The sequence below is a fragment of the Arthrobacter zhangbolii genome, from assembly GCF_022869865.1.
Taxonomy (GTDB): Bacteria; Actinomycetota; Actinomycetes; order Actinomycetales; family Micrococcaceae; genus Arthrobacter_B; species Arthrobacter_B zhangbolii.
This window is the reverse complement of the sequence record NZ_CP094984.1, coordinates 496925-515283: the sequence shown is the minus strand read 5'-3', so window position 1 is coordinate 515283 and position 18359 is coordinate 496925. Positions and strand designations below refer to the sequence as shown.

The 18359-nt window shown below is 66.4% G+C and carries 19 protein-coding genes and 1 tRNA gene; 8 read left to right on the top strand and 12 right to left on the bottom strand.

Annotated features, from left to right (window positions below):
• Nucleotides 1–56: 56 nt before the first annotated feature.
• From glgX to MUK71_RS02495, 6 genes are all read right to left on the bottom strand, one after another.
• A complete protein-coding gene (gene glgX, locus MUK71_RS02520) occupies nucleotides 57–2249 on the bottom strand; it encodes a glycogen debranching protein GlgX (protein ID WP_227929427.1) in 2193 nt (730 codons plus the stop codon).
• A 31-nt stretch (nucleotides 2250–2280) separates the two neighbouring features.
• Nucleotides 2281–3270: a 23S rRNA (guanosine(2251)-2'-O)-methyltransferase RlmB gene (gene rlmB / locus MUK71_RS02515; protein WP_227905201.1), complete on the bottom strand. Its 990-nt coding sequence runs from the start codon at nucleotides 3268–3270 to the stop codon at nucleotides 2281–2283.
• A 103-nt stretch (nucleotides 3271–3373) separates the two neighbouring features.
• Nucleotides 3374–4822, bottom strand: a complete 1449-nt coding sequence (gene cysS, locus MUK71_RS02510; RefSeq protein WP_227929426.1) for a cysteine--tRNA ligase — start codon at nucleotides 4820–4822, stop codon at nucleotides 3374–3376.
• Between the two features lie 33 nt (nucleotides 4823–4855).
• Nucleotides 4856–5353 carry a 2-C-methyl-D-erythritol 2,4-cyclodiphosphate synthase gene (gene ispF, locus MUK71_RS02505; protein ID WP_227905198.1) on the bottom strand — a complete coding sequence of 166 codons (498 nt, stop codon included), beginning with the start codon at nucleotides 5351–5353 and terminating at the stop codon, nucleotides 4856–4858.
• Nucleotides 5354–5355: 2 nt separating this feature from the next.
• Nucleotides 5356–6117 (bottom strand): 2-C-methyl-D-erythritol 4-phosphate cytidylyltransferase, encoded by a 762-nt coding sequence (gene ispD / locus MUK71_RS02500; protein WP_227929425.1) that lies wholly within the window; start codon nucleotides 6115–6117, stop codon nucleotides 5356–5358.
• Between the two features lie 88 nt (nucleotides 6118–6205).
• Complete coding sequence (locus tag MUK71_RS02495) at nucleotides 6206–6688, bottom strand: CarD family transcriptional regulator (RefSeq protein ID WP_066300159.1); 483 nt, start codon at nucleotides 6686–6688, stop codon at nucleotides 6206–6208.
• 257 nt (nucleotides 6689–6945) lie between these two features.
• On the opposite strand from MUK71_RS02495, the gene MUK71_RS02490 reads away from it, so the two are divergent.
• Complete coding sequence (locus tag MUK71_RS02490) at nucleotides 6946–7524, top strand: hypothetical protein (protein ID WP_227905196.1); 579 nt, start codon at nucleotides 6946–6948, stop codon at nucleotides 7522–7524.
• Nucleotides 7525–7613: 89 nt separating this feature from the next.
• Here MUK71_RS02490 and MUK71_RS02485 read toward each other — a convergent pair whose 3' ends face one another.
• Together MUK71_RS02485 and MUK71_RS02480 are read right to left on the bottom strand one after the other, a co-directional pair.
• A complete protein-coding gene (locus tag MUK71_RS02485; RefSeq protein ID WP_227929424.1) occupies nucleotides 7614–8294 on the bottom strand; it encodes a response regulator transcription factor in 681 nt (226 codons plus the stop codon).
• The gene (locus MUK71_RS02480; RefSeq protein ID WP_227929423.1) at nucleotides 8291–9451 is read right to left on the bottom strand and encodes a sensor histidine kinase; all 1161 of its coding nucleotides are present in this window, start codon (nucleotides 9449–9451) and stop codon (nucleotides 8291–8293) included. Before MUK71_RS02480 ends, MUK71_RS02485 begins: the two co-directional genes overlap by 4 nt.
• A gap of 181 nt (nucleotides 9452–9632) precedes the next feature.
• Between MUK71_RS02480 and phoU the strand changes: the two genes are divergently transcribed.
• Entirely contained in the window at nucleotides 9633–10295 is a 663-nt protein-coding gene (gene phoU, locus MUK71_RS02475; RefSeq protein ID WP_227905192.1) for a phosphate signaling complex protein PhoU, read from the top strand.
• Between the two features lie 75 nt (nucleotides 10296–10370).
• Here the strand turns inward: phoU and MUK71_RS02470 are convergent, their stop codons facing one another.
• Entirely contained in the window at nucleotides 10371–11123 is a 753-nt protein-coding gene (locus tag MUK71_RS02470; protein ID WP_227905191.1) for a phosphoglyceromutase, read from the bottom strand.
• 156 nt (nucleotides 11124–11279) lie between these two features.
• On the opposite strand from MUK71_RS02470, the gene MUK71_RS02465 reads away from it, so the two are divergent.
• Nucleotides 11280–12041 (top strand): class I SAM-dependent methyltransferase, encoded by a 762-nt coding sequence (locus MUK71_RS02465; protein WP_244802811.1) that lies wholly within the window; start codon nucleotides 11280–11282, stop codon nucleotides 12039–12041.
• A 17-nt stretch (nucleotides 12042–12058) separates the two neighbouring features.
• Here MUK71_RS02465 and MUK71_RS02460 read toward each other — a convergent pair whose 3' ends face one another.
• Nucleotides 12059–12385 carry a DUF2516 family protein gene (locus MUK71_RS02460; protein ID WP_227905246.1) on the bottom strand — a complete coding sequence of 109 codons (327 nt, stop codon included), beginning with the start codon at nucleotides 12383–12385 and terminating at the stop codon, nucleotides 12059–12061.
• An 18-nt stretch (nucleotides 12386–12403) separates the two neighbouring features.
• Nucleotides 12404–13555 (bottom strand): trans-sulfuration enzyme family protein, encoded by a 1152-nt coding sequence (locus MUK71_RS02455; protein ID WP_227929422.1) that lies wholly within the window; start codon nucleotides 13553–13555, stop codon nucleotides 12404–12406.
• Between the two features lie 264 nt (nucleotides 13556–13819).
• Here MUK71_RS02455 and tmk point away from each other — a divergent pair, with 264 nt between their 5' ends.
• From tmk to MUK71_RS02430, 5 genes are all read left to right on the top strand, one after another.
• On the top strand, nucleotides 13820–14422 hold the full coding sequence (gene tmk, locus MUK71_RS02450) for a dTMP kinase (RefSeq protein ID WP_231710133.1): 603 nt from the start codon (nucleotides 13820–13822) through the stop codon (nucleotides 14420–14422).
• Complete coding sequence (locus MUK71_RS02445) at nucleotides 14419–15561, top strand: DNA polymerase III subunit delta' (protein WP_227929420.1); 1143 nt, start codon at nucleotides 14419–14421, stop codon at nucleotides 15559–15561. Before tmk ends, MUK71_RS02445 begins: the two co-directional genes overlap by 4 nt.
• Nucleotides 15561–17177 (top strand): alpha/beta hydrolase, encoded by a 1617-nt coding sequence (locus tag MUK71_RS02440; RefSeq protein ID WP_227929419.1) that lies wholly within the window; start codon nucleotides 15561–15563, stop codon nucleotides 17175–17177. The genes MUK71_RS02445 and MUK71_RS02440 overlap by 1 nt, the downstream gene beginning before the upstream one ends.
• 85 nt (nucleotides 17178–17262) lie before the next feature.
• Nucleotides 17263–17338 (top strand) — tRNA-Thr (locus tag MUK71_RS02435).
• A gap of 219 nt (nucleotides 17339–17557) precedes the next feature.
• A complete protein-coding gene (locus MUK71_RS02430; protein ID WP_227929418.1) occupies nucleotides 17558–17893 on the top strand; it encodes a hypothetical protein in 336 nt (111 codons plus the stop codon).
• A gap of 161 nt (nucleotides 17894–18054) precedes the next feature.
• Here MUK71_RS02430 and csrA read toward each other — a convergent pair whose 3' ends face one another.
• Entirely contained in the window at nucleotides 18055–18306 is a 252-nt protein-coding gene (gene csrA / locus MUK71_RS02425) for a carbon storage regulator CsrA (RefSeq protein WP_227929417.1), read from the bottom strand.
• Nucleotides 18307–18359 lie beyond the last annotated feature (53 nt).

The window sequence follows — 18359 nt, the reverse complement described above, 5'->3', positions numbered from 1 at the left end:
GGGCGCGGCGCAATGTGCCGACGTCCCGGCCCGACCCGGCGAAAGGAAAACCGGGGCTAGGCGCGGTAGAAACTCACCGAGTTCGCCGGAACGGTATCCGTATCCCCGGCCCGGAGCAGTGCGCCGCGGCGGCTCTCATCCCCCGGGACATATCCGGTGGAGAACAGGAGCTGATATCCCCGCTCGGTAGTGTCGGGATCTGGACTGTGGGGATCTTCGGTGTGGGGATCCGCGCTGTCGGGATCCACTGTCTCCGGGTCGATGCCGGCGTCCCGGCGAGCCGCGGACAAGGCGGCAGCATCCGGCAGCCTGATCTCCGCATCGGAAAGGCCGCCGTTGAGGACTATGGTTCCGTTCACGTTCCCGTCGCCCGAGCCGATCAGCACCTGCACCAGCCGGCAGGTTGGATCATTCCAGCGTTCCGGGGTCATCGGCCGGCCGTCCCGGTCAAACCAGAGCAGGAAGGACTGCCGCGGGTCCGCCGGGAACCGGTAGGGCTGGCCGGCCAGGTATTCACGGCGCAGGCGCAGCAGTGTCCGTGTGGTTGAGAGCATCCGCCGGCCGTCGTCGTCCAGGTCCCAGTGCAGCCAGGAGATTTCATTGTCCTGGCAGTAGGCGTTGTTGTTTCCCCGCTGGGTGCGGCCGCGTTCGTCCCCCGCGGTAATCATGGGCACACCAAGGGACATGGTGAGCGTTGCCATGAGGTTGCGGGCGGTCAGTGCGCGGGCGGCGTTGATCCGTTCATCATCGACGGGCCCTTCGGCGCCATGGTTGTAGCTGCGGTTTTCTCCGGTTCCGTCCCGGTTCTCTTCCCCGTTGGCCTCATTGTGCTTGCGCTCAAACCTGGTCAGGTCCGCAAGGGTAAACCCGTCGTGGGCGGTGACGAAGTTGACGGACGCCAGCGGGGTCCGGCCCGATTCGGCAAACAGATGGGCTGATCCGGCCAGGGCGCCGGCAATGCGGGCCAGGGATCCGCCCTCGCGCCCACCGGCCATCGCCGCCTGGTCACAAAGCCAGAAGTCCCGGACGATGTCACGGAAATGGTCATTCCAGTCAGCCCAGCCCGGCGGGAACCTGCCGGTCTGCCAGCCGTCCGGCCCGAGGTCCCACGGCTCGGAAATGAGTTTTACGTCCTGCAGGACGGAGTCCGCCGCCACTGCCACCAGGAAGGGATGGCGCGGATCGAACCTGCCTTCGGCGTTGCGGCACAGGGTGGGAGCCAGATCGAAGCGGAAGCCGTCCACCTGGTATTCCTGCACCCAGTAACGCAGTGAGTCCAAGGCAAGCTGGACAACGCGCGGCTCGCTGAAATCCAGGGTGTTGCCGCAGCCTGTGGTGTCCACGTACTCGCCGCCGGCTCCGTGCCGGTAGTAGACGGCGTCGCCTAGTCCCCGCCAGCTTAGGGCCGGCTGCTCGGCACGGCCCTCGGCGGTGTGGTTGTAGACCACATCCAGGATCACTTCGATGCCGGCCTCGTGCAAGGATTTCACCATGGCCTTCACTTCATCCTGAACGGCCTTGGCACCAGCCTTCCGTGCGGCTTCGGTGGCGTAGCCGGTGTGGGGCGCGAAGAAGCCCAGGGTGTTGTAGCCCCAGTAGTTGCTTAGCCCCAGTTCCTGCAGATGCTGCTCGTCGATGTGGAAATGCACGGGCAGCAGCTCCACCGCGGTGATGCCCAGGTCCCTGAGGTATTCCACCATGGCCGGATGGCCCATGCCGGCGTAGGTTCCACGGAGTTCTTCCGGGATGCCGGGGTGCAGCATGGTCTGCCCGCGGACATTGGCCTCATAGATCACCGTGTCCCGCCATGGGGTGTGCGGGCGCTGCGAATTACCCCAGTCAAAACCGCTGCCGGTGTAGACGGAAAAATAGAGCGGTTCCGCGCCGGGTGAGTCGGTTTCCTCAATGCCGCGCCCATAGGGGTCCAGCAGCAGCTGGAATGTGCCGGGTTCGCCGGGAAGCTGCTGCCCTCGGGGCCAGAATCCGTACCGGTGGCCGTGCCTGAGTCCGTGAACCCGCCCGTGGTGGACGCCGGGCACCGTGTCCACCAGCGGCGCCGAAGCCCAGGTTCCGGGGGCGGTCTCGAAGTACACGTCCACCTCCGGCAGGCCGGGGGCGTAGACGGACACGTTAACGGCACCGGGGACGTCAGGCACACCGGGAACGGTATGCCTGACACCCAGGGGAAAGGGCCGCGAGTCCCGCTGTGATGCGGTGCCCGCGGCAGTTCCGGTGATCACGTGCGCCATGCTGCCCTTCGCTGCCCTGGCTCCGTCCGGATCAGGCGGAGCGCTGCCGGGAAATCTCGTACAGAGTGATACCGACAGCCATGGAGGCGTTGAGGGACTCCATGGCAGAGTCGATCGGGATGGAGACAATCTGGTCGCAGTTCTCGCGGACCAGGCGGGACAGGCCCTTGCCCTCGGAACCGACCACAATGCAGATCGGTTCCTTGGCGAGCACAATCGACGGCAGCGAGACATCGCCGTCACCGTCCAGTCCGAGGACAAAAATGCCCATCTTCTTGAACGTCTTCAGCGTGTTGTTCAGGTTGCCGGCCCGGGCTACCGGGACACGGACGGCCGCGCCGGCGCTGGTCTTCCAGGCTGAGGCGGTCACGCCCACGGCGCGGCGTTCCGGCACAATCACGCCGTGCGCGCTGAAAGCGGAGGCCGAGCGGATGATCGCACCGAGGTTGCGCGGATCCGTGATGCCGTCCAGGGCCACAAAGAGCGGCGCGTTGCGGATGTGCCCCTTCTTCCAGGCCTCGAGGGTCTCGGAGGCAAGGTCGGTGGGATCGGCATATTCGTACGGCGGGATCTGCAGGACCAGGCCCTGGTGCACGGCCTCGTTGGTCATGCGGTCCAGTTCGGGCTTGTGCGTCTCCATCACCGGCAGGCCGCGTTCGGCGGCCATCTTCAGGGATTCACGGACGCGGTCATCCATGTCGATGCGCACGGCAACGTGCAGGGCCTTCGCCGGGATGCCTGCCCGCAGTGCCTCCACCACGGAGTTGCGGCCCGTGACAACCTCTTCGGCAACCTTGCCGCGGACGTTGGTGCCGCTGCGGCCGCCGGCGCGGGCGTCAGTGCGCTTGGCGGCGGAGCGCTCGGAAAGCTGCTTGTTCTTGAACGCCTTGTGGTACGGGCGGTCTTCAGCCTTGGGTGTGGGGCCCTTACCCTCGAGGGCCTTGCGGCCGAGCCCGCCGGTACCGCCGCTGGGACCCTTCTTGGCTTTGCGCATTGCGCCGGGACGTCCATTGTTGGCCATCGGTTACACCTTTACTAGAAGAAAGCATTCGCTTCCAGTTTACGCAGGCTGCAGCCCGGTTGGCGGACAACGGCCGGACACTGCCCCAAAGCCGGGCAGGACTTTAGGCAACACTCCAGGTTGCGCCGTCGGCAGTGTCCTCCACGGTGATCCCGGCTGCTGCCAGGGAATCCCGGATCGCATCGGCCCGTGCCCAGTCCTTTTCGGCGCGGGCCTGCCGGCGCTCGGACAGGCGCTCCTGTACCAGGGCGTCCAGGGCGGCGTCCGCCGGGCCCGATGCTGCTGCTGCCCCGGCCGTGTCATCCAGGCCCAGGACGGAGGTCATGGTCAATACCGCATGGAGCGCCTTCTGCACGGCATCTTTGTTGTCCTCGGCAAGAGCGGTGTTTCCGGCGCGGACGGTCTCGTGCAGTACCGCCAGCGCCTGCGGCACGTTCAGGTCATCATCCATGGCGGCGGCAAAGGCGTCGGGCATGGCGCGGCTGTCCAGGACAAAGCCGAAGTCCCCGGTCCCGTAGACCTTTGCCTGCGCCTTGCTGATGAACCCGTCAATGCGCTCGACGGCGGCGGCCGCCTCCTGCAGCGAGGTGGGCCGGTAGTCCAGCACTGAGCGGTAGTGGGCCTGGCCAAGGTAGTACCGGACCACCCGGGGGCTGGCCTGGGCCAGCATCTGCTCGGGGCTGACGGTGTTGCCGATGGACTTGGACATCTTCTCGCCTTCGAAGGTGACCATCCCGTTGTGCATCCAGAAGTTGGCGAAGCCGTGGCCGGCGGCCTGGGACTGTGCCATTTCGTTTTCGTGGTGCGGGAAGCGCAGGTCCAGCCCGCCGCCGTGGATATCGAACTCGGTGCCGAGGTATTTAGTGACCATCGCGGAGCACTCCAGGTGCCAGCCGGGCCGGCCGCGTCCCCACGGGCTGTCCCAGGCTGCCGTTTCCGGCTCGCCTTCCTTGTGCCCCTTCCACAGGGCGAAGTCCCGCGGATCGCGCTTGCCGCGCGGACCGGCGTCGGGCGCTGCCTGCATATCGTCAATGCTCTGGTGGGTGAGGGAACCGTATTTCTCCCAGGAGCGCACGTCAAAGTACACGTCACCGGAATCATCCAGCGCCGGGTAGGCGTGGCCCCGTTCGATCAGGGTGGCGATCAGTGCGTGCATTTCGGGGATGTGGCCGGTGGCCCGCGGCTCGTAGGTGGGCCGCTGCACACCGAGGGTGTCGTAGGCGCGGGCAAATTCCTGCTCGTAGCGGTAGGCAAGGGCCCACCACGGTTCGTCCGGGACAACGCCGTCGCCCGGCTGCGCCCCTACGGAATCGGCGGCCTTGGCCAGGATCTTGTCGTCAATATCCGTCACATTGCGCACTACGGTCACAGCCAGGCCGCGGTAGCGGAGCCAGCGGGTGAGCTGGTCGAAGGCGATCGCCGAACGGATGTGCCCTACGTGCGGCAGTCCCTGCACGGTGGCACCGCAGTAGTAGAGGCTGGCCTTGCCTTCCACCAGGGGAACGAAGTCCCGGACCTGCGCTGTTGCCGTGTCATAGAATCTCAAGCTCACTGCTCTAGGCTAGCGGAAACCCCGCGCGTGCAGTCAGTTGCCGGCTGCAGCCAGCGGGGCAACGACGGCGGTGGCCACCGCGGCGATTCCCTCGCCCCGGCCGGTGAAGCCCAATCCGTCGGTGGTGGTGGCGGATACGCTGACCGGTGCGCCGGCTGCCTCGCTGAGGACTGCTTCGGCCTGGGCCCTGCGGGGACTGAACTTCGGCCGGTTGCCGATCAGCTGGACGGCGATGTTGCCGATCTCAAACCCGGCGTCGCGGACAATCCGCGCCGCTTCAGCCAGCAGGACCGTCCCCGGGGCGCCGGCATATTCCGGCCGGTCCGTGCCGAAGTGCGTGCCAAGATCGCCCAGCCCTGCGGCGGAGAACAGGGCATCGGCTGCCGCATGGGCCACCGGATCGCCGTCGGAGTGCCCCGCGAGTCCGCGTTCACCCTCCCAAAGCAGGCCGGCAACCCACAACGGTCGCGGGGCGTCCTCGGGGGCGAAGGCATGGACATCAACGCCGATACCGGTTCGGGGCAGAACCATGGTCATTCCTTTCCGCGGTGGCCGCCGGCAAGGATCGCTTCCGCGAGCACCAGGTCCAACGGTGTGGTGATTTTCAGGGACAGCTGCGAGCCGTCAACCACATAAACCCCGACGCCAAGGGACTCGGCCAGCATCGCGTCATCCGTGACGGCGGCGGCCTGCTCCGGTCCGAAGGACAATGCGGCATCATGTGCGCGGCGCAGCAGGTCCGCGTCGAAGCCCTGCGGGGTCTGCACGGCGCGCAGCCGGGAACGGTCCGGTGTACCGGTGACCTGCCGGGCGGCAATCGCGTCCTGCGGTGCCGGAACGGGTGCGGTCTCCTTCACCGTGTCAACCACGGGCACTGCCGGAATCACTGCCCGGGCACCGGCGGCCAGTGCTGCGGCCACCCGGTGGAAAACCTCGGGGGGCGTCAGGGCGCGGGCTGCGTCGTGGACGAGCACTGCATCCAGGTCCGTTGGCAGGACAGCCAGCGCGGCCCGCACGGATTCGGGCCGGGTGGCACCGCCGTCGACCGCCGTGACGGTGCCGCCAAACTCATCGGCGGCGCAGATGCTGCGCATCAGGGTGTCCCCGGCGGGTACGGCGACGGCGACGGCCGCTGCCAGCTCTGCGGCCTGCACCGCGCGCAGGGCGTGAACGAGCATTGGTTCGCCGGCCAGGGGGACCTGGGCTTTGGGCACGCCGTAGCCAAGGCGCTGGCCGGAGCCGCCGGCCACCACAATGACGCCGATGCGCGGCCGGGAATTGGTAGGTGAAGGCACGGTTCCAGCCTAATGCCCCGCTAACGGGGCTTAAAACAACAATTGCCGGCCCCTGGGGACCGGCAATCGCAGGAAAATGTTCAGCTGCCTAGCTTGCGAGAACCTCGTCAAGCACGGCTGCTGCCTGGTCTTCATCCGTTTTCTCAGCAAGCGCCAGCTCTGAAATCAGAATCTGGCGTGCCTTGGCGAGCATTCGCTTCTCGCCTGCGGACAGCCCGCGGTCATGGTCGCGGCGCCAGAGGTCGCGGACGACCTCAGCCACCTTGACGACATCACCTGATGCGAGCTTTTCCAGGTTTGCCTTGTATCGGCGCGACCAGTTAGTGGGCTCTTCAGTGAGCTCGGCGCGAAGCACATCAAAGACGTGCTCCAAACCTTCCTTGCCCACTACATCGCGCACCCCAACGAGGTCGACGTTTTCAGCCGGTACTTCAATGGTCAGATCACCCTGGGCCACCTTAAGCTTGAGATACATTTTCTCTTCGCCCTTGATGGTTCGCATCTTGATCTCTTCGATCTTCGCGGCACCGTGGTGAGGGTAAACAACTGTTTCGCCAACCTCAAAAACCATGTGGTCTTTCCCCTTTCCCGGCCCTCAGTTTAGCAGAGATGCGACACGCCGAGTAGAGTTTTCGCAGGTCAGGTATATCTTGGGCCTGCATGTGGGTACTATGCCGCCTCACGCGGGTACCCGGAGGCCGCCGGCCTTCACCGCTCCCGCACTGTCCCGGCTGCCCGTAAAATCCAGTTTTTTACCCTTTTGCCGATAGGCTAGGCAGCAAAGATAGCCTCAGGTCGGTAGACCGCAATACTTCAGGAGTTTGTGCTGTGAGATTCACACCCAAGAACCGGGTCCGGCGCACCGCTGCAGCCGGTGTCATCGCGCTGGCCATGCTGGGCTCGGCAGGCTGCAGCGCAGTGAACGATCAGGCAACGACTGCCCAGTATGCCCCCTCCGACGGCATTGTCGAGAACGTCGGCGACCTGCAGCTGCGCAACGTCCTGGTGGTCAGCGACGGCTTTGGCGAGCCGGGCCGGCTGATCGGCACCATCCTCAACGATTCCTCCGAGACGCAGTCCTTCACGCTGGCCGTGGGCGGCTCCACCCTCCCCTGGGACCTGCCGGCCGGCGAAAAGGTCGTGTTTGAAGATGAGCCCCAGGAAAAGGTCCTCGTCCAGACCGTTGAGGACGAGCCCGGCACCGGCATCGACGGCCAGCTGACCGTCAACGGTGAGAGCACCGGCCTGAACATTCCCGTGGTCAACGGTGACAACCAGGACTACGCACCCTTCCTGCCCACCTCCGCACCCACCGCACCGGCAACCGACGAGTCCACGGTTATGCCCACCGAGACCGCCACGGACATGGCAACGGAGCCGGCCGCTACGGAAACCAGCAACGGCTAACATCCCTGTTCCCCTAACCGGGGAAGAGTGGCCCGAAGGGGGCCTGCGCCGCGGCGCAGGCCCCCTTCGCTGTTTGGGGAAGCCCGGTCTCAGGACTCGAACTTGTACCCGAGGCCGCGGACCGTCACCAGGTGGCGCGGCGCGGAGGAATCGGGTTCAATCTTCGCGCGCAGCCGTTTGACGTGAACATCCAGGGTCTTGGTGTCCCCCACGTAGTCCGCGCCCCAGACACGTTCGATGAGCTGGCCGCGGGTCAGCACCCGCCCGGCGTTGCGCAGCAGCATCTCCAGCAGTTCAAACTCCTTCAGCGGGAACTGCACACCGGTGCCGTTGACCTGGACCACGTGGCGGTCCACGTCCATGCGCACCGGGCCGGCCTCCAGGGCAGCATCGGCAAAGTCGCCCGCCTCACCCCGGCGGCGCAGGACGGCACGCACCCGGGCCAGCAGCTCCCGGGAGGAGTAGGGCTTGGTGACGTAGTCGTCGGCCCCGATTTCCAGGCCCACCACCTTGTCGATCTCCGCGTCGCGGGCCGTCAGCATAATCACCGGGACGTCGGAGCGCTGGCGGATCCGGCGGCAAACCTCGGTACCGGAAAGCCCGGGCAGCATCAGGTCCAGCAGGATCAGATCGGCGCCGTTCTGCTCATAGGAGGTGACAGCCTCCAAGCCGTTATCCACCACCGCCACTTCGAAGCCTTCCCGTGCCAGCAGGTAGGAAAGGGGGTCGCTGAAGGACTCCTCGTCTTCAACAATCAGGATCCGGGTCAAGCGGTTACTCCCTGTTCGGACTCGCGGGTGTCCACCGGGTCCATTTCCGGCAGGCGGACGGTGAAAGTGGAACCCTGCCCGGGACGGGACCAAAGGTCCACGTCCCCGCCGTGGTTGGCGACAACGTGTTTGACGATGCTCAGGCCCAGGCCGGTGCCGCCGGTGTGGCGCGACCGTGCGGAATCGATCCGGTAGAAGCGCTCGAAGATGCGTTCCTGTTCCTCGGCCGCAATTCCGGGGCCCTGGTCCGTCACAGCCACCTGCGCCATGCCGTCCCGGGACTGCAGCCCGATCCCCACCCGGCTGCCCTCGGGCGAATAGCGGATGGCGTTATCGATCAGGTTGCGGAACGCAGTGGTGAGCATGGGCGCATCACCGTAGACGGCGGCGTCGGACGTCCCGCCGAGGAGCACCTCGATGTTCTTGTTCTCCGCGTTCAGCCGGTTGGCTTCAACCGCGTCTTCGAGCACGCGGGCAACGTTGACGGGCTTGGCCCGGTCCACGATGTCGGTGCTCTGCAGCCGGGAAAGCTCAATAATGTCCTGCACCAGCGCGGTCAGGCGGCTGGATTCCCGGCGCATGCGGCCGGCGAACCTGCGGACCGCGTCCTCGTCTCCGGCGGCGTCGTCCAGCGCTTCGGAGAGCAGCGAAATTGCACCGACCGGGGTTTTCAGTTCATGCGAAACGTTGGCGACAAAGTCGTTGCGGACTTCCTCGGTGCGCGTAATCTCCGTCCGGTCGTCGGCCAGGATCAGCACATACTCCTCCCCCACCGTGGCCACCCGGACCTGCAGGATGAGCGCGCCGTCTCCGAGCGGACCGCGGGGCAGCTCCAGCCGCGCCTCTTCGATCACCCCGTCGCGGCGGACCCGGGCGCAGATGCCCAGCAGCTGCTCATTCACAATGGTGTGGCCGCGCACCAGCCCGAAGGCGTACGCACCCGGGCTTGCCCGCACCACGCCGTCAATGGCGTCCGCAATGATGTAGGCACGCCCGATGACGCTGAGCACCTCGGCGGCGCCCTCGGGGATGGTGGGCTCGGAGATGGTGGCGAGGTCCCGGCGCTGGCGCTGGCTCGCGCCGTAGGCAAGGACACCGAAAGCCCCCGCGGCCAGGCCGAGCATGCCGGCCAGCAATGCCAGCAGTACAGGATTCACCCTCCTAGCTTAGGCATGTCTTCGCCGCGGGGCGGGATCGCCGGTGGCTTTGCTTCGTCCGTTAAACTAACGTTCATCTAACGGGTCCGTGCGGTTAACCCCCGGCTGACATCCTGCAGGAGCGGCGTGGCCGTACTGCCCCGCTGATGTTCAGGATCCGCCGTTTCGAGAGGACGCTTCAGTGCGCAAGGTTTTTCAGGCCGAACTTCACCAGATCGGTGAGGAGCTGACCCAGATTTCCCAGTTGGTCACGGAGGCGATGCGGAAGGCAACGCTTGCCTTCGAAGGCGCCGACATTGAACTGGCCCAGGACGTGATTGCCGCCGATGCACGCATCGACTTCCTCCAGAATGACCTGGACGAGCGGGCCATCGATGTCCTGGCACTCCAGGGACCCGTGGCCAGTGACCTGCGCATGATTGTCGGTTCCCTCCGGATGAGCGCCTCGCTGGAGCGCATGGGCGACCTTGCCCGGCACGTCGCCCAGCTCGCCCGCCTGCGGTACCCGGCGAACGTGGTCCCGGAGAACATGGTCGAGACCTTCCGCGAAATGGCCCGTCTGGACATCAGCATCTCGGAGAAGCTCACCGAGCTGCTGGAGACCCGGAACCTGGAACTGAGCAAGGACATCTACGCGTCCAACAGCCGCATCAACGAGCTGCACGCCGGGGTCTTTAAGTCCATTGCTTCCCCGGACTGGAATGTGCCGGCAGTCAGCACGGTGGACCTGACCCTCGCCAGCCGCTATTTCGAGCGGTTCGCAGACCACGGCGTCTCCGTGACCCGCAAGGTCAACTACCTGGTGACCGGGGAATGGCAGCCGCTCTCCGAGAGCGGCATGTAGCCCGGAGGCAGACAGCAAAAAGGGCGGTCCCGCGGGACCGCCCTTTTTGCTGTTCTTTTACCGGTAAACCGGAAACTACTTCTTTTTGCCCTGGTTCGCCACGGCCTTGATGGATGCTGCGGCGGCCTCGGGATCGAGGTAGGTGCCACCGGCCTTGATCGGCTTCAGGTCCTCATCCAGTTCGTAGACCAGCGGAATGCCGGTGGGGATGTTGACGGCGGCAATGTCGGCGTCGCTGATGCCGTCCAGGTGCTTGACCAGTGCACGCAGCGAGTTGCCGTGTGCCGCGATCATAACGGTCTTGCCGGTGCGGATGTCCTTGGAGATATCGGATTCCCAGTACGGCAGGAAACGCTCCAGGACGTCCTTGAGGCACTCGGTGCGGGGCAGCTCGTTCGGGTCCAGGTCCGCGTAGCGCGGATCGTGCGCCTGGGAGAAGTCGCTGTCATCCGGCAGGGGCGGCGGCGGGGTGTCATAGGAACGGCGCCAGAGCATAAACTGCTCCTCGCCGTATTCGGCCAGCGTCTGTGCCTTGTCCTTGCCCTGCAGCGCACCGTAGTGGCGCTCGTTCAGGCGCCAGCTGCGCTTGACGTCGATCCAGATGCGGTCAGCGGCACCAAGAGCCAGATTGGCCGTGTTGATGGCCCGCTGGAGCCGGGAGGTGTAGAGGATGTCCGGGAGAACGTTGTTCTCCACCAGCAGCTCGCCGCCGCGGAGGGCTTCCTCGCGGCCGAGGTCCGTCAGATCCACATCCACCCAGCCCGTGAAGAGGTTCTTTTCATTCCATTCACTCTGCCCGTGGCGCAGAAGGATCAGTTTGTAGGTCATACCTGCATGGTATCGGAGAGCACACCCGGACGGGGAGGGCGGGGGTGCGTGCGGGAGCCGCGATGCCCGGGGTTCCCCAGCTCACCCCGGACCGGAGCATCCCCCGGAGGGCACTACCATTGTCTGGTGCAAAAACCGCAAAAACCCGTAGGAAATGTGACCCGGGGCACTACAAACCCGAACCGACTCCGACGGGTGGACCGCTGGTTGGCGGGCCCCGCGCGGTGGCGGCTGCGGCAGGCAGCGGATCCGCTGATCGTGGACCTGGGCTACGGCGCTGCGCCCACCACCGCCGTCGAACTCCACGGCCGGCTGGGCCGGGTGCGTTCGGACGTGGAGGTGGTGGGCATTGAAATTGATCCGGCTCGCGTGCGCGCCGCAAAACCGTTGGAACGCAGCGGGCTCAGCTTCCGTCAGGGTGGTTTTGAACTGCCGGTGGACGGGCGCAGGCCGGTCATGGTCCGGGCCTTCAACGTGCTGCGCCAGTATGCGGAGGAGGATTACGCCCAGCATTGGGAGATGGTCTGCTCCCGGCTGGCACCGGACGGTATTTTCATCGACGGGACCTGCGATGAAATCGGCCGGCGGGCCACCTGGGTGGAACTGGATGCAAAGGGTCCGGTGTCGCTGAGCATTTCGCTGCGGTTCGGAGATTTTGACCGGCCATCCGATGTGGCCGAGCGGCTGCCCAAGGCGCTGATCCACCGCAATGTGCCGGGCGAACGGGTCCATGCATTCCTGCAGGCCATGGACCGCGCGTGGGAGGAGGCAGCCCCGATGGCCTCCTACGGCAACCGCCAGCGCTGGATCGCGATGTGCGCCGCGCTGAAGGCCGGCGGCGCGCCACTGCTGACCGGACCGGCGCGTTGGCGGCTCGGCGAAATCACCGTGGCGTGGGACGCTGTCCGGCCGGGGTAGGCCCTGACCGGGCCGGTTTACCAGGGGCCGTACGGTCCCTGGCTGCTGCCGCCGCGGCCGCGGGAGCTTCCCATGGCCGGCTTTACATCGGCCAGATACACGCACGCGGCAATCACAGCGGCCAGCTGGAACAGCAGCAGGCTCAGCGGCGAGGGCAGCAGTACGGCAATCACGCCTACGGCGCTGGCACCGCCGGTCAGGCCAAGCCAGAATCCCTTGGTCCGTTTGTAGGCGCGCTCGAACTCGGCGGGTTTGCGCCGCACACAGTCGAAGAAGGCCCACAGCTCGATAACGAGCGCAATGATGCCGAGCGCCACGTAAAGGTAGTGCTGAATCTGGAACATTAGGAACACAGCGCTAGCCTACCGTGTAAGTGCCTGCTCGAGGTCTTTCCAGAGGTCTTCGAGGTTTTCTATTCCGGTGGACAGCCGCAGCAGCCCCTCCGGAACGGTATGCGGTTCACCGGGCTGCCGCCGACGCCGCTCAATCAGGGACTCCACGCCGCCCAGCGAGGTGGCGGGCAGCCACAGGTTCACGGCTTCAGTGACTTTCTCCGCGGCGGCCGCGCCGCCGGCAACCTCAATACACAAAATGGAGCCGAACCCGTTCATCTGGGCGGCAGCGCGGGTATGCCCCGGGTCATCCGGCAGCCCCGGATAGCGCACCCGGTCCACCTGCGGCAGTGTCTGCAGCCGCCGTGCCAGTTCCATGGCCGTGGCCTGCGAGCGCTCAATCCGCAGGGCCAGGGTCCGCAGGCCGCGCAGCGCCAGCCACACCTCGAACGGTCCGGCGACGGCGCCGTGCAGCGAACGGTAGCGCAACAGGCGGGCCAGCAGATCCGGGCCGGAGGTCACTGTGGCTCCGAGTACGACGTCGGAGTGCCCGGCCAGGTACTTGGTCACCGAATGCACCACGACGTCGGCGCCGAGGGCCAGGGGCTGGGTGACCAGCGGGGTAGCGAAGGTGTTGTCCACAACCACCAGCGCGCCGGCGGCGTGGGCGGCATCAGCCAGCACCGCGATTTCCGCCACCTCCAGCATCGGATTGGTGGGGCTCTCCAGCCAAAGCAGGGACGCGCCGTCGAGCTGCGCTATCACCTCACGGGTGTCCGCGATATCCACGGTGCGTATGCTGAAGCGGCCGTTCTCCGCCTCGCCCGCCGCTAGCAGCAGCGAGCCCTGATAGCTGTGCCGCGGCATCACCACTACCCCGCCCGGAGGCACCAGGGACAGGGCGGCCATCACGGCGGCCAGGCCGGAGGAGAAGACCAGGGCAGGCTGGTCGGCGCCTTCCAGACCGGCGAGCGCTTCCTCGAACGGATCCCACGTGGGGTTCGAGTACCGCCCGTAGCCCCGCTCCCCCGGCACCGGCGCGCCGGTGCCGAAGAAGGTGGAGGTCAGGACAATCGGCGGATTCACCGGGGCGTCGTGTTCACGCGGGGGACGTCCGGCCGAGACAACCAGGGTCTCGGGAGAAAGCTCCGCTGCGGGCCCGTCGGCAAAAGTGTGGCTCATGGTTGCCAGCCTAAACCGCCCGCCGGCTCCGCCGGGACTGCGTGTTACGCGCCGGCTCAATGAAGCTGCCGCCGGGAGCCGTGCCGGGGAAACGCTATCCGGGTGTCGTGGCCCTTCACACGCACGGCTCCGCCTCGACGCTTTGCCGCACCCCGGGCCTCCTGCTGCCCGCGGCCGCCCCGGCTCAGCCTTCCCAGACTCACTAGGTAGGCTAGGCGGGTGAGCACTTCTATTCCCCCCGAACCCCGCGGCCTGTTTATTGCCATGGAGGGCGGAGACGGTGCCGGCAAGTCCACGCAGGCACAGCGCCTGGCTGTCGCCCTGCAGGATCGCGGGCATTCGGTCCTGCGCACCCGTGAGCCCGGCGGCACCCCCGTGGGTGAGTCGCTTCGCGCACTTGTGCTGGAACACGGCAACGGCGAAATTGATGCGCGCACCGAAGCCCTGATCTTCGCCGCATCCCGGGCCGCCCATGTCCGGCAGGTGATCCGGCCGGCGCTCACTGCCGGAACCGTAGTGGTCTGCGACCGCTACATAGACAGCTCCGTTGCCTATCAGGGAGCGGGCCGCGGCCTGGGTACCGATACAGTGCGCGGCCTGAACGAGTGGGCCACCGAAGGCCTGGAACCGGACCTGACGGTGCTGCTCGACGTCGACCCTGAACGCGGACGGGACCGCAGGACCGCGGGTCAGGCCGCTGAAGACCGGCTGGAATCGGAACCGGATACCTTCCATCTGCAGATCCGCCGTGCCTTCCTGGAAACCGCGCAGGCGGACCCCGGCCGGTACCTGGTCCTCGACGCCGGCCGTCCCGTGGAGGAACTGGCCCGGACCATCCTGCAGCGCGTGGAAACCCTGCTGCCGTGAGTGTCTGGGAGGACCTGCAGGGACAGGATCCCGTGGTGGAGCAGCTGCGCCGCGGGGCCGCGGAAGCCCGCCCCAACCACGCCTGGCTGTTCACCGGCCCGCCCGGCTCCGGCCGCTCCAACGCCGCCCGCGCATTCGCTGCCGCCCTGGTCTGTGACCAGGAAGATCCCGCCCTGCGTGGCTGCGGGGAGTGCAAGGCCTGCCGGACCGTGCTGGCAGGCTCCCACGCAGACGTGACGTCCGTGACCACGGAAAAGGTCACCATCAGCATCGATGAGGCCCGCGAACTGGTTCGCAAGGCACAGGACAAGCCGTCCACCGGGCGCTGGCGGGTCATCATTGTCGAAGATGCGGACCGCATGCAGGAACGCAGCACCAACGTGCTGCTTAAAGCCATCGAAGAACCCCCGCCGCGGACCATCTGGCTGCTCTGCGCCCCCAGCCCCGGCGATGTCCTGGTGACCATCCGGTCCCGCTGCCGCCCGGTGGGCCTGCGTCTGCCGCCGGTGGAGGATGTGGCCGAGCTGCTGATCCGCCGTGACGGCATCGATCCGGACGTGGCGCTCAGTGCTGCCCGCGCTGCCCAGAGCCATATTGGCGTGGCCAAGCGGCTGGCTACCGACGAAGGGGCCCGCACCCGGCGGGACAGTATTGTCCGGCTGCCGTTGATGCTGCGGAATGTCTCCGGGGCCATGAAGGCTGCCGCTGATCTGGTGGCGCTGGCAGAAGCGGAGGCAACCAGCTCCTTTGAACAGCGGGACGCTGCCGAGAAGGAGGCGCTGCTGGCGTCCCTCGGGGCGCCTGCCGGGGGCACGCTGCCGCCGGCGCTGCGCAGCCAGCTCAAGCGGCTGGAGGAGGACCAGGTGCGCCGGGCCAAGCGGTCCAAGAACGACTATTTTGACCGCGCCCTGACGGATCTGCTGTCCTTCTACCGCGATGTGCTGATGATCCAGCTCGGCAGCGGCGGACCGCTAGTTAACGAATCCCTGCGCCGCGAACTGGACGAGTTCGCCGCCTATGGTTCACCGGAACAAACGCTGATGCGCATGGAAGAGATCAACACGGTGCGCCGCCGGCTGGTGACCACCAACGTGGCCCCGCTGCTCGCCATCGAAGCCATGACGCTGAGCCTGCTGTAATGACCAACCCCGCCATGAGCGCTGACCTACCCCGCCAGGAGCATGACATGACCACCGCCACCGCACGCCGCCGTTTCCCGCGGCTGGCTGCCGCCGCCGCCTCGGTGGTACTTCTGGCCGCAGCCACAGCCTGCACCGCCGGCACCGAGCCCAATGGGGAGGAAACCGGCAGCAGCGACACGGCCACCACCGCGGCTGCGGATGTCATCGGCACCGTGCCCGAGGACCTGATGGAGTTCTACAGCCAGGAGGTCACCTGGACGGACTGCGAGGGAAGCCTCCGCTGCGCCACCGTGGATGCGCCCCTGGATTATGCCGACCCCGGCGCCGGAACCGTGGAACTTGCCGTGGTAATGGCGGAAGCGGACAAGGAAGCCCAGGGCACCGTACTGCTCAATCCCGGCGGCCCCGGCGGCTCCGGGTACTCCGTGGTCAGCGAGTACGTGGAGAACGTCACCAGCGACCGGCTGCGCGAAAACTTCAACATCCTGGGCTTCGACCCCCGCGGAGTCGGCCGATCCACCCCCGTGGAGTGCCTCAGCGATGAAGAACTGGATGAAGCCCGCGCCGAATACGTGGACCCGAGTACCCCTGAAGGGCTGGCCGAGGCGCGGCTCAGCGCCAAGGAGTTCGCCGACGCCTGCGCCGCAGAGTCCGGCGAACTGCTCGGCTTTGTGGATACCACCAGCGCCGCACGCGACATGGACATCCTCCGCGCCGTCGTCGGGGACCGGAAGCTGAACTACCTCGGTTTCTCCTACGGCACCTTCCTGGGCGCCACCTACGCAGAACTGTTCCCGAACAACGTGGGCCGCCTGGTGCTCGACGGCGCACTGGACCCCGCGGCCAGCAACGAGGACGTCACGCTCGGCCAGGCCGCTGCCTTTGAAAAGGCCATCCGCGCCTACGTTGAGGACTGCCTCTCCGGCAGCAATTGCCCGCTTGAAGGCAGCGTCGACGAGGCCGTGGAAACCATCCAGGCCCTGTTCGCGTCAGTGGAGGAAAGCCCGCTGACCGCGGCGGACGGACGGACCGTGACCGTCTCCACCTTTGTCTCCGGCTTCATCACTCCCTTGTACGACGACGCGAACTGGCCCGCGCTGTCGCAGGCGCTTGAGCAGGTCCTGACCGAGGGCGATCCGACCTATATGCTCCGGCTCGCTGATATCAGCGCCGACCGCACCGATGACGGCACGTACGCGTCCAACAGCTTTGTGGTTTTCAACGCGATTAACTGCCTTGACTATCCGATGGTCGCCGACGACGCGCAGATGGCCGCGGACGCGAAGGAACTGGAAGCCGCGTCCCCCACCCTGGGCAAATACCTGGCCTACGGCGGCATCACCTGCGAGGCCTGGCCCTACGCACCCGTGAATGAGCCGCATCCCATCAAGGCATCCGGGGCGGATGAGGTGCTTGTCATCGGCACCACCGGAGATCCCGCCACCCCGTACGAGTGGGCCGAGGCCCTTGCCGCGCAGATGGAGTCCGCCGTACTGGTGACCCTTGAAGGCGAAGGCCACACCGCCTACGGGCGCGGCAGCGACTGCATTGACAACATAGTGGACGACTACTTTGTGGACGGGACCCTGCCGGCGGAGAACACCGTCTGCTGAGCGCCCGGCTCATTTTGACCGCACCCGCCCGTACGTATAAAGTAGTTCCTTGTGGATTCTGGCCGGCAACGGACTGATGAAGCCCGCCTCCTTAGCTCAGTTGGTAGAGCGTCTCACTCGTAATGAGAAGGTCGCCAGTTCGATTCTGGCAGGAGGCTCCACAGCAAGAGCAAAGCCCCCGGCGCCTTCGCGCCGGGGGCTTTTTGCGTCCCGGCAGCAGTCCGCCGGGTCCCTGCCGGGCCCGGATACGGTCTTGCGGTAATCCTGCGGAAAAATTCGGATTTCCTTGAGCCCGAGTTGATGGTTTCCGGTGCCGCCGCACCTAATCTCAGTGGTGGAGCCAGACCGGCAGCAACCGCCGGAGAATCGAGGAGACACGCATGGAAACCGCGCCGTTGGGCCACACCGCCCGCCGCTATACGCAGGTCCAGCGGGACAACTACCAGGCTCCCATCTGCGCGGAATGCAACCGCCGCATGGTGCCGAACTGGCTCGAGGACCGCGGCCGCTGGATTATCCGCAGCTTCCAATACCCCGGCGTCCGCTGCAGTGCGCATGAACGCCGCGTGCTGCCCGAGTATTTCGGGCTCTCCCCTCACAACCCGTCCCCCGGCCTGAGTGTACGGCGGGACTCTGCAACGTCTGCCCGGCGGGGTTCCGCCGGCAGCCGGTTCCCGTGGCTGGGTGCCAAACGCGCACAGCGAGGTATCTCCTAGCCGCCGGTCCCTTGATATGCCCGGCCGTCCCCGGGCAGTTGACCGGAAACCCCCGATGTTCTCCCCAAGGAACAACGGGGGTTTCTGTTTTGGTGCTAAGAAAACAACGACGCCCCGGGGGATACCTCGGGGCGTCGTTTTCGGAAGATCTGCTCTGGGGGTTACTGGCTTTCGGGCGGCGCAATACGGCCGGCCAGCAGCGCCTTGATGCGCTCTTCGGCGTCCGGGAGTGCCTCTGCGGCAGCCACGTTGGCTTCTTCCACGGCACGGACTACCTCGTGACGCTGGATCTTAACCCCGCGCGGCGCGTCGATGCCGATGCGTACGCCGTCACCGCGTGAATCCAGGACGGTAATGACAATGTCATCCCCAATCAGGATCTGCTCTCCGGACCTGCGTGTTAGCACCAGCATCCGCCCACTCTATCGCAACCGGAGACCCCTGCCGGGAAGCTGCAGGCGGGGCC

Coding starts and splice junctions, on each gene's coding strand:
- glgX (WP_227929427.1), bottom strand. CDS start 2,249: ATGGCGCACGTGATCACCGGAACTGCCGCGGGCACCGCATCACAGCGG.
- rlmB (WP_227905201.1), bottom strand. CDS start 3,270: ATGGCCAACAATGGACGTCCCGGCGCAATGCGCAAAGCCAAGAAGGGT.
- ispF (WP_227905198.1), bottom strand. CDS start 5,353: ATGGTTCTGCCCCGAACCGGTATCGGCGTTGATGTCCATGCCTTCGCC.
- MUK71_RS02495 (WP_066300159.1), bottom strand. CDS start 6,688: ATGGTTTTTGAGGTTGGCGAAACAGTTGTTTACCCTCACCACGGTGCC.
- MUK71_RS02470 (WP_227905191.1), bottom strand. CDS start 11,123: ATGACCTACAAACTGATCCTTCTGCGCCACGGGCAGAGTGAATGGAAT.
- MUK71_RS02460 (WP_227905246.1), bottom strand. CDS start 12,385: ATGTTCCAGATTCAGCACTACCTTTACGTGGCGCTCGGCATCATTGCG.
- MUK71_RS02455 (WP_227929422.1), bottom strand. CDS start 13,555: ATGAGCCACACTTTTGCCGACGGGCCCGCAGCGGAGCTTTCTCCCGAG.
- tmk (WP_231710133.1), top strand. CDS start 13,820: ATGGAGGGCGGAGACGGTGCCGGCAAGTCCACGCAGGCACAGCGCCTG.
- MUK71_RS02440 (WP_227929419.1), top strand. CDS start 15,561: ATGACCAACCCCGCCATGAGCGCTGACCTACCCCGCCAGGAGCATGAC.
- MUK71_RS02430 (WP_227929418.1), top strand. CDS start 17,558: ATGGAAACCGCGCCGTTGGGCCACACCGCCCGCCGCTATACGCAGGTC.
- csrA (WP_227929417.1), bottom strand. CDS start 18,306: ATGCTGGTGCTAACACGCAGGTCCGGAGAGCAGATCCTGATTGGGGAT.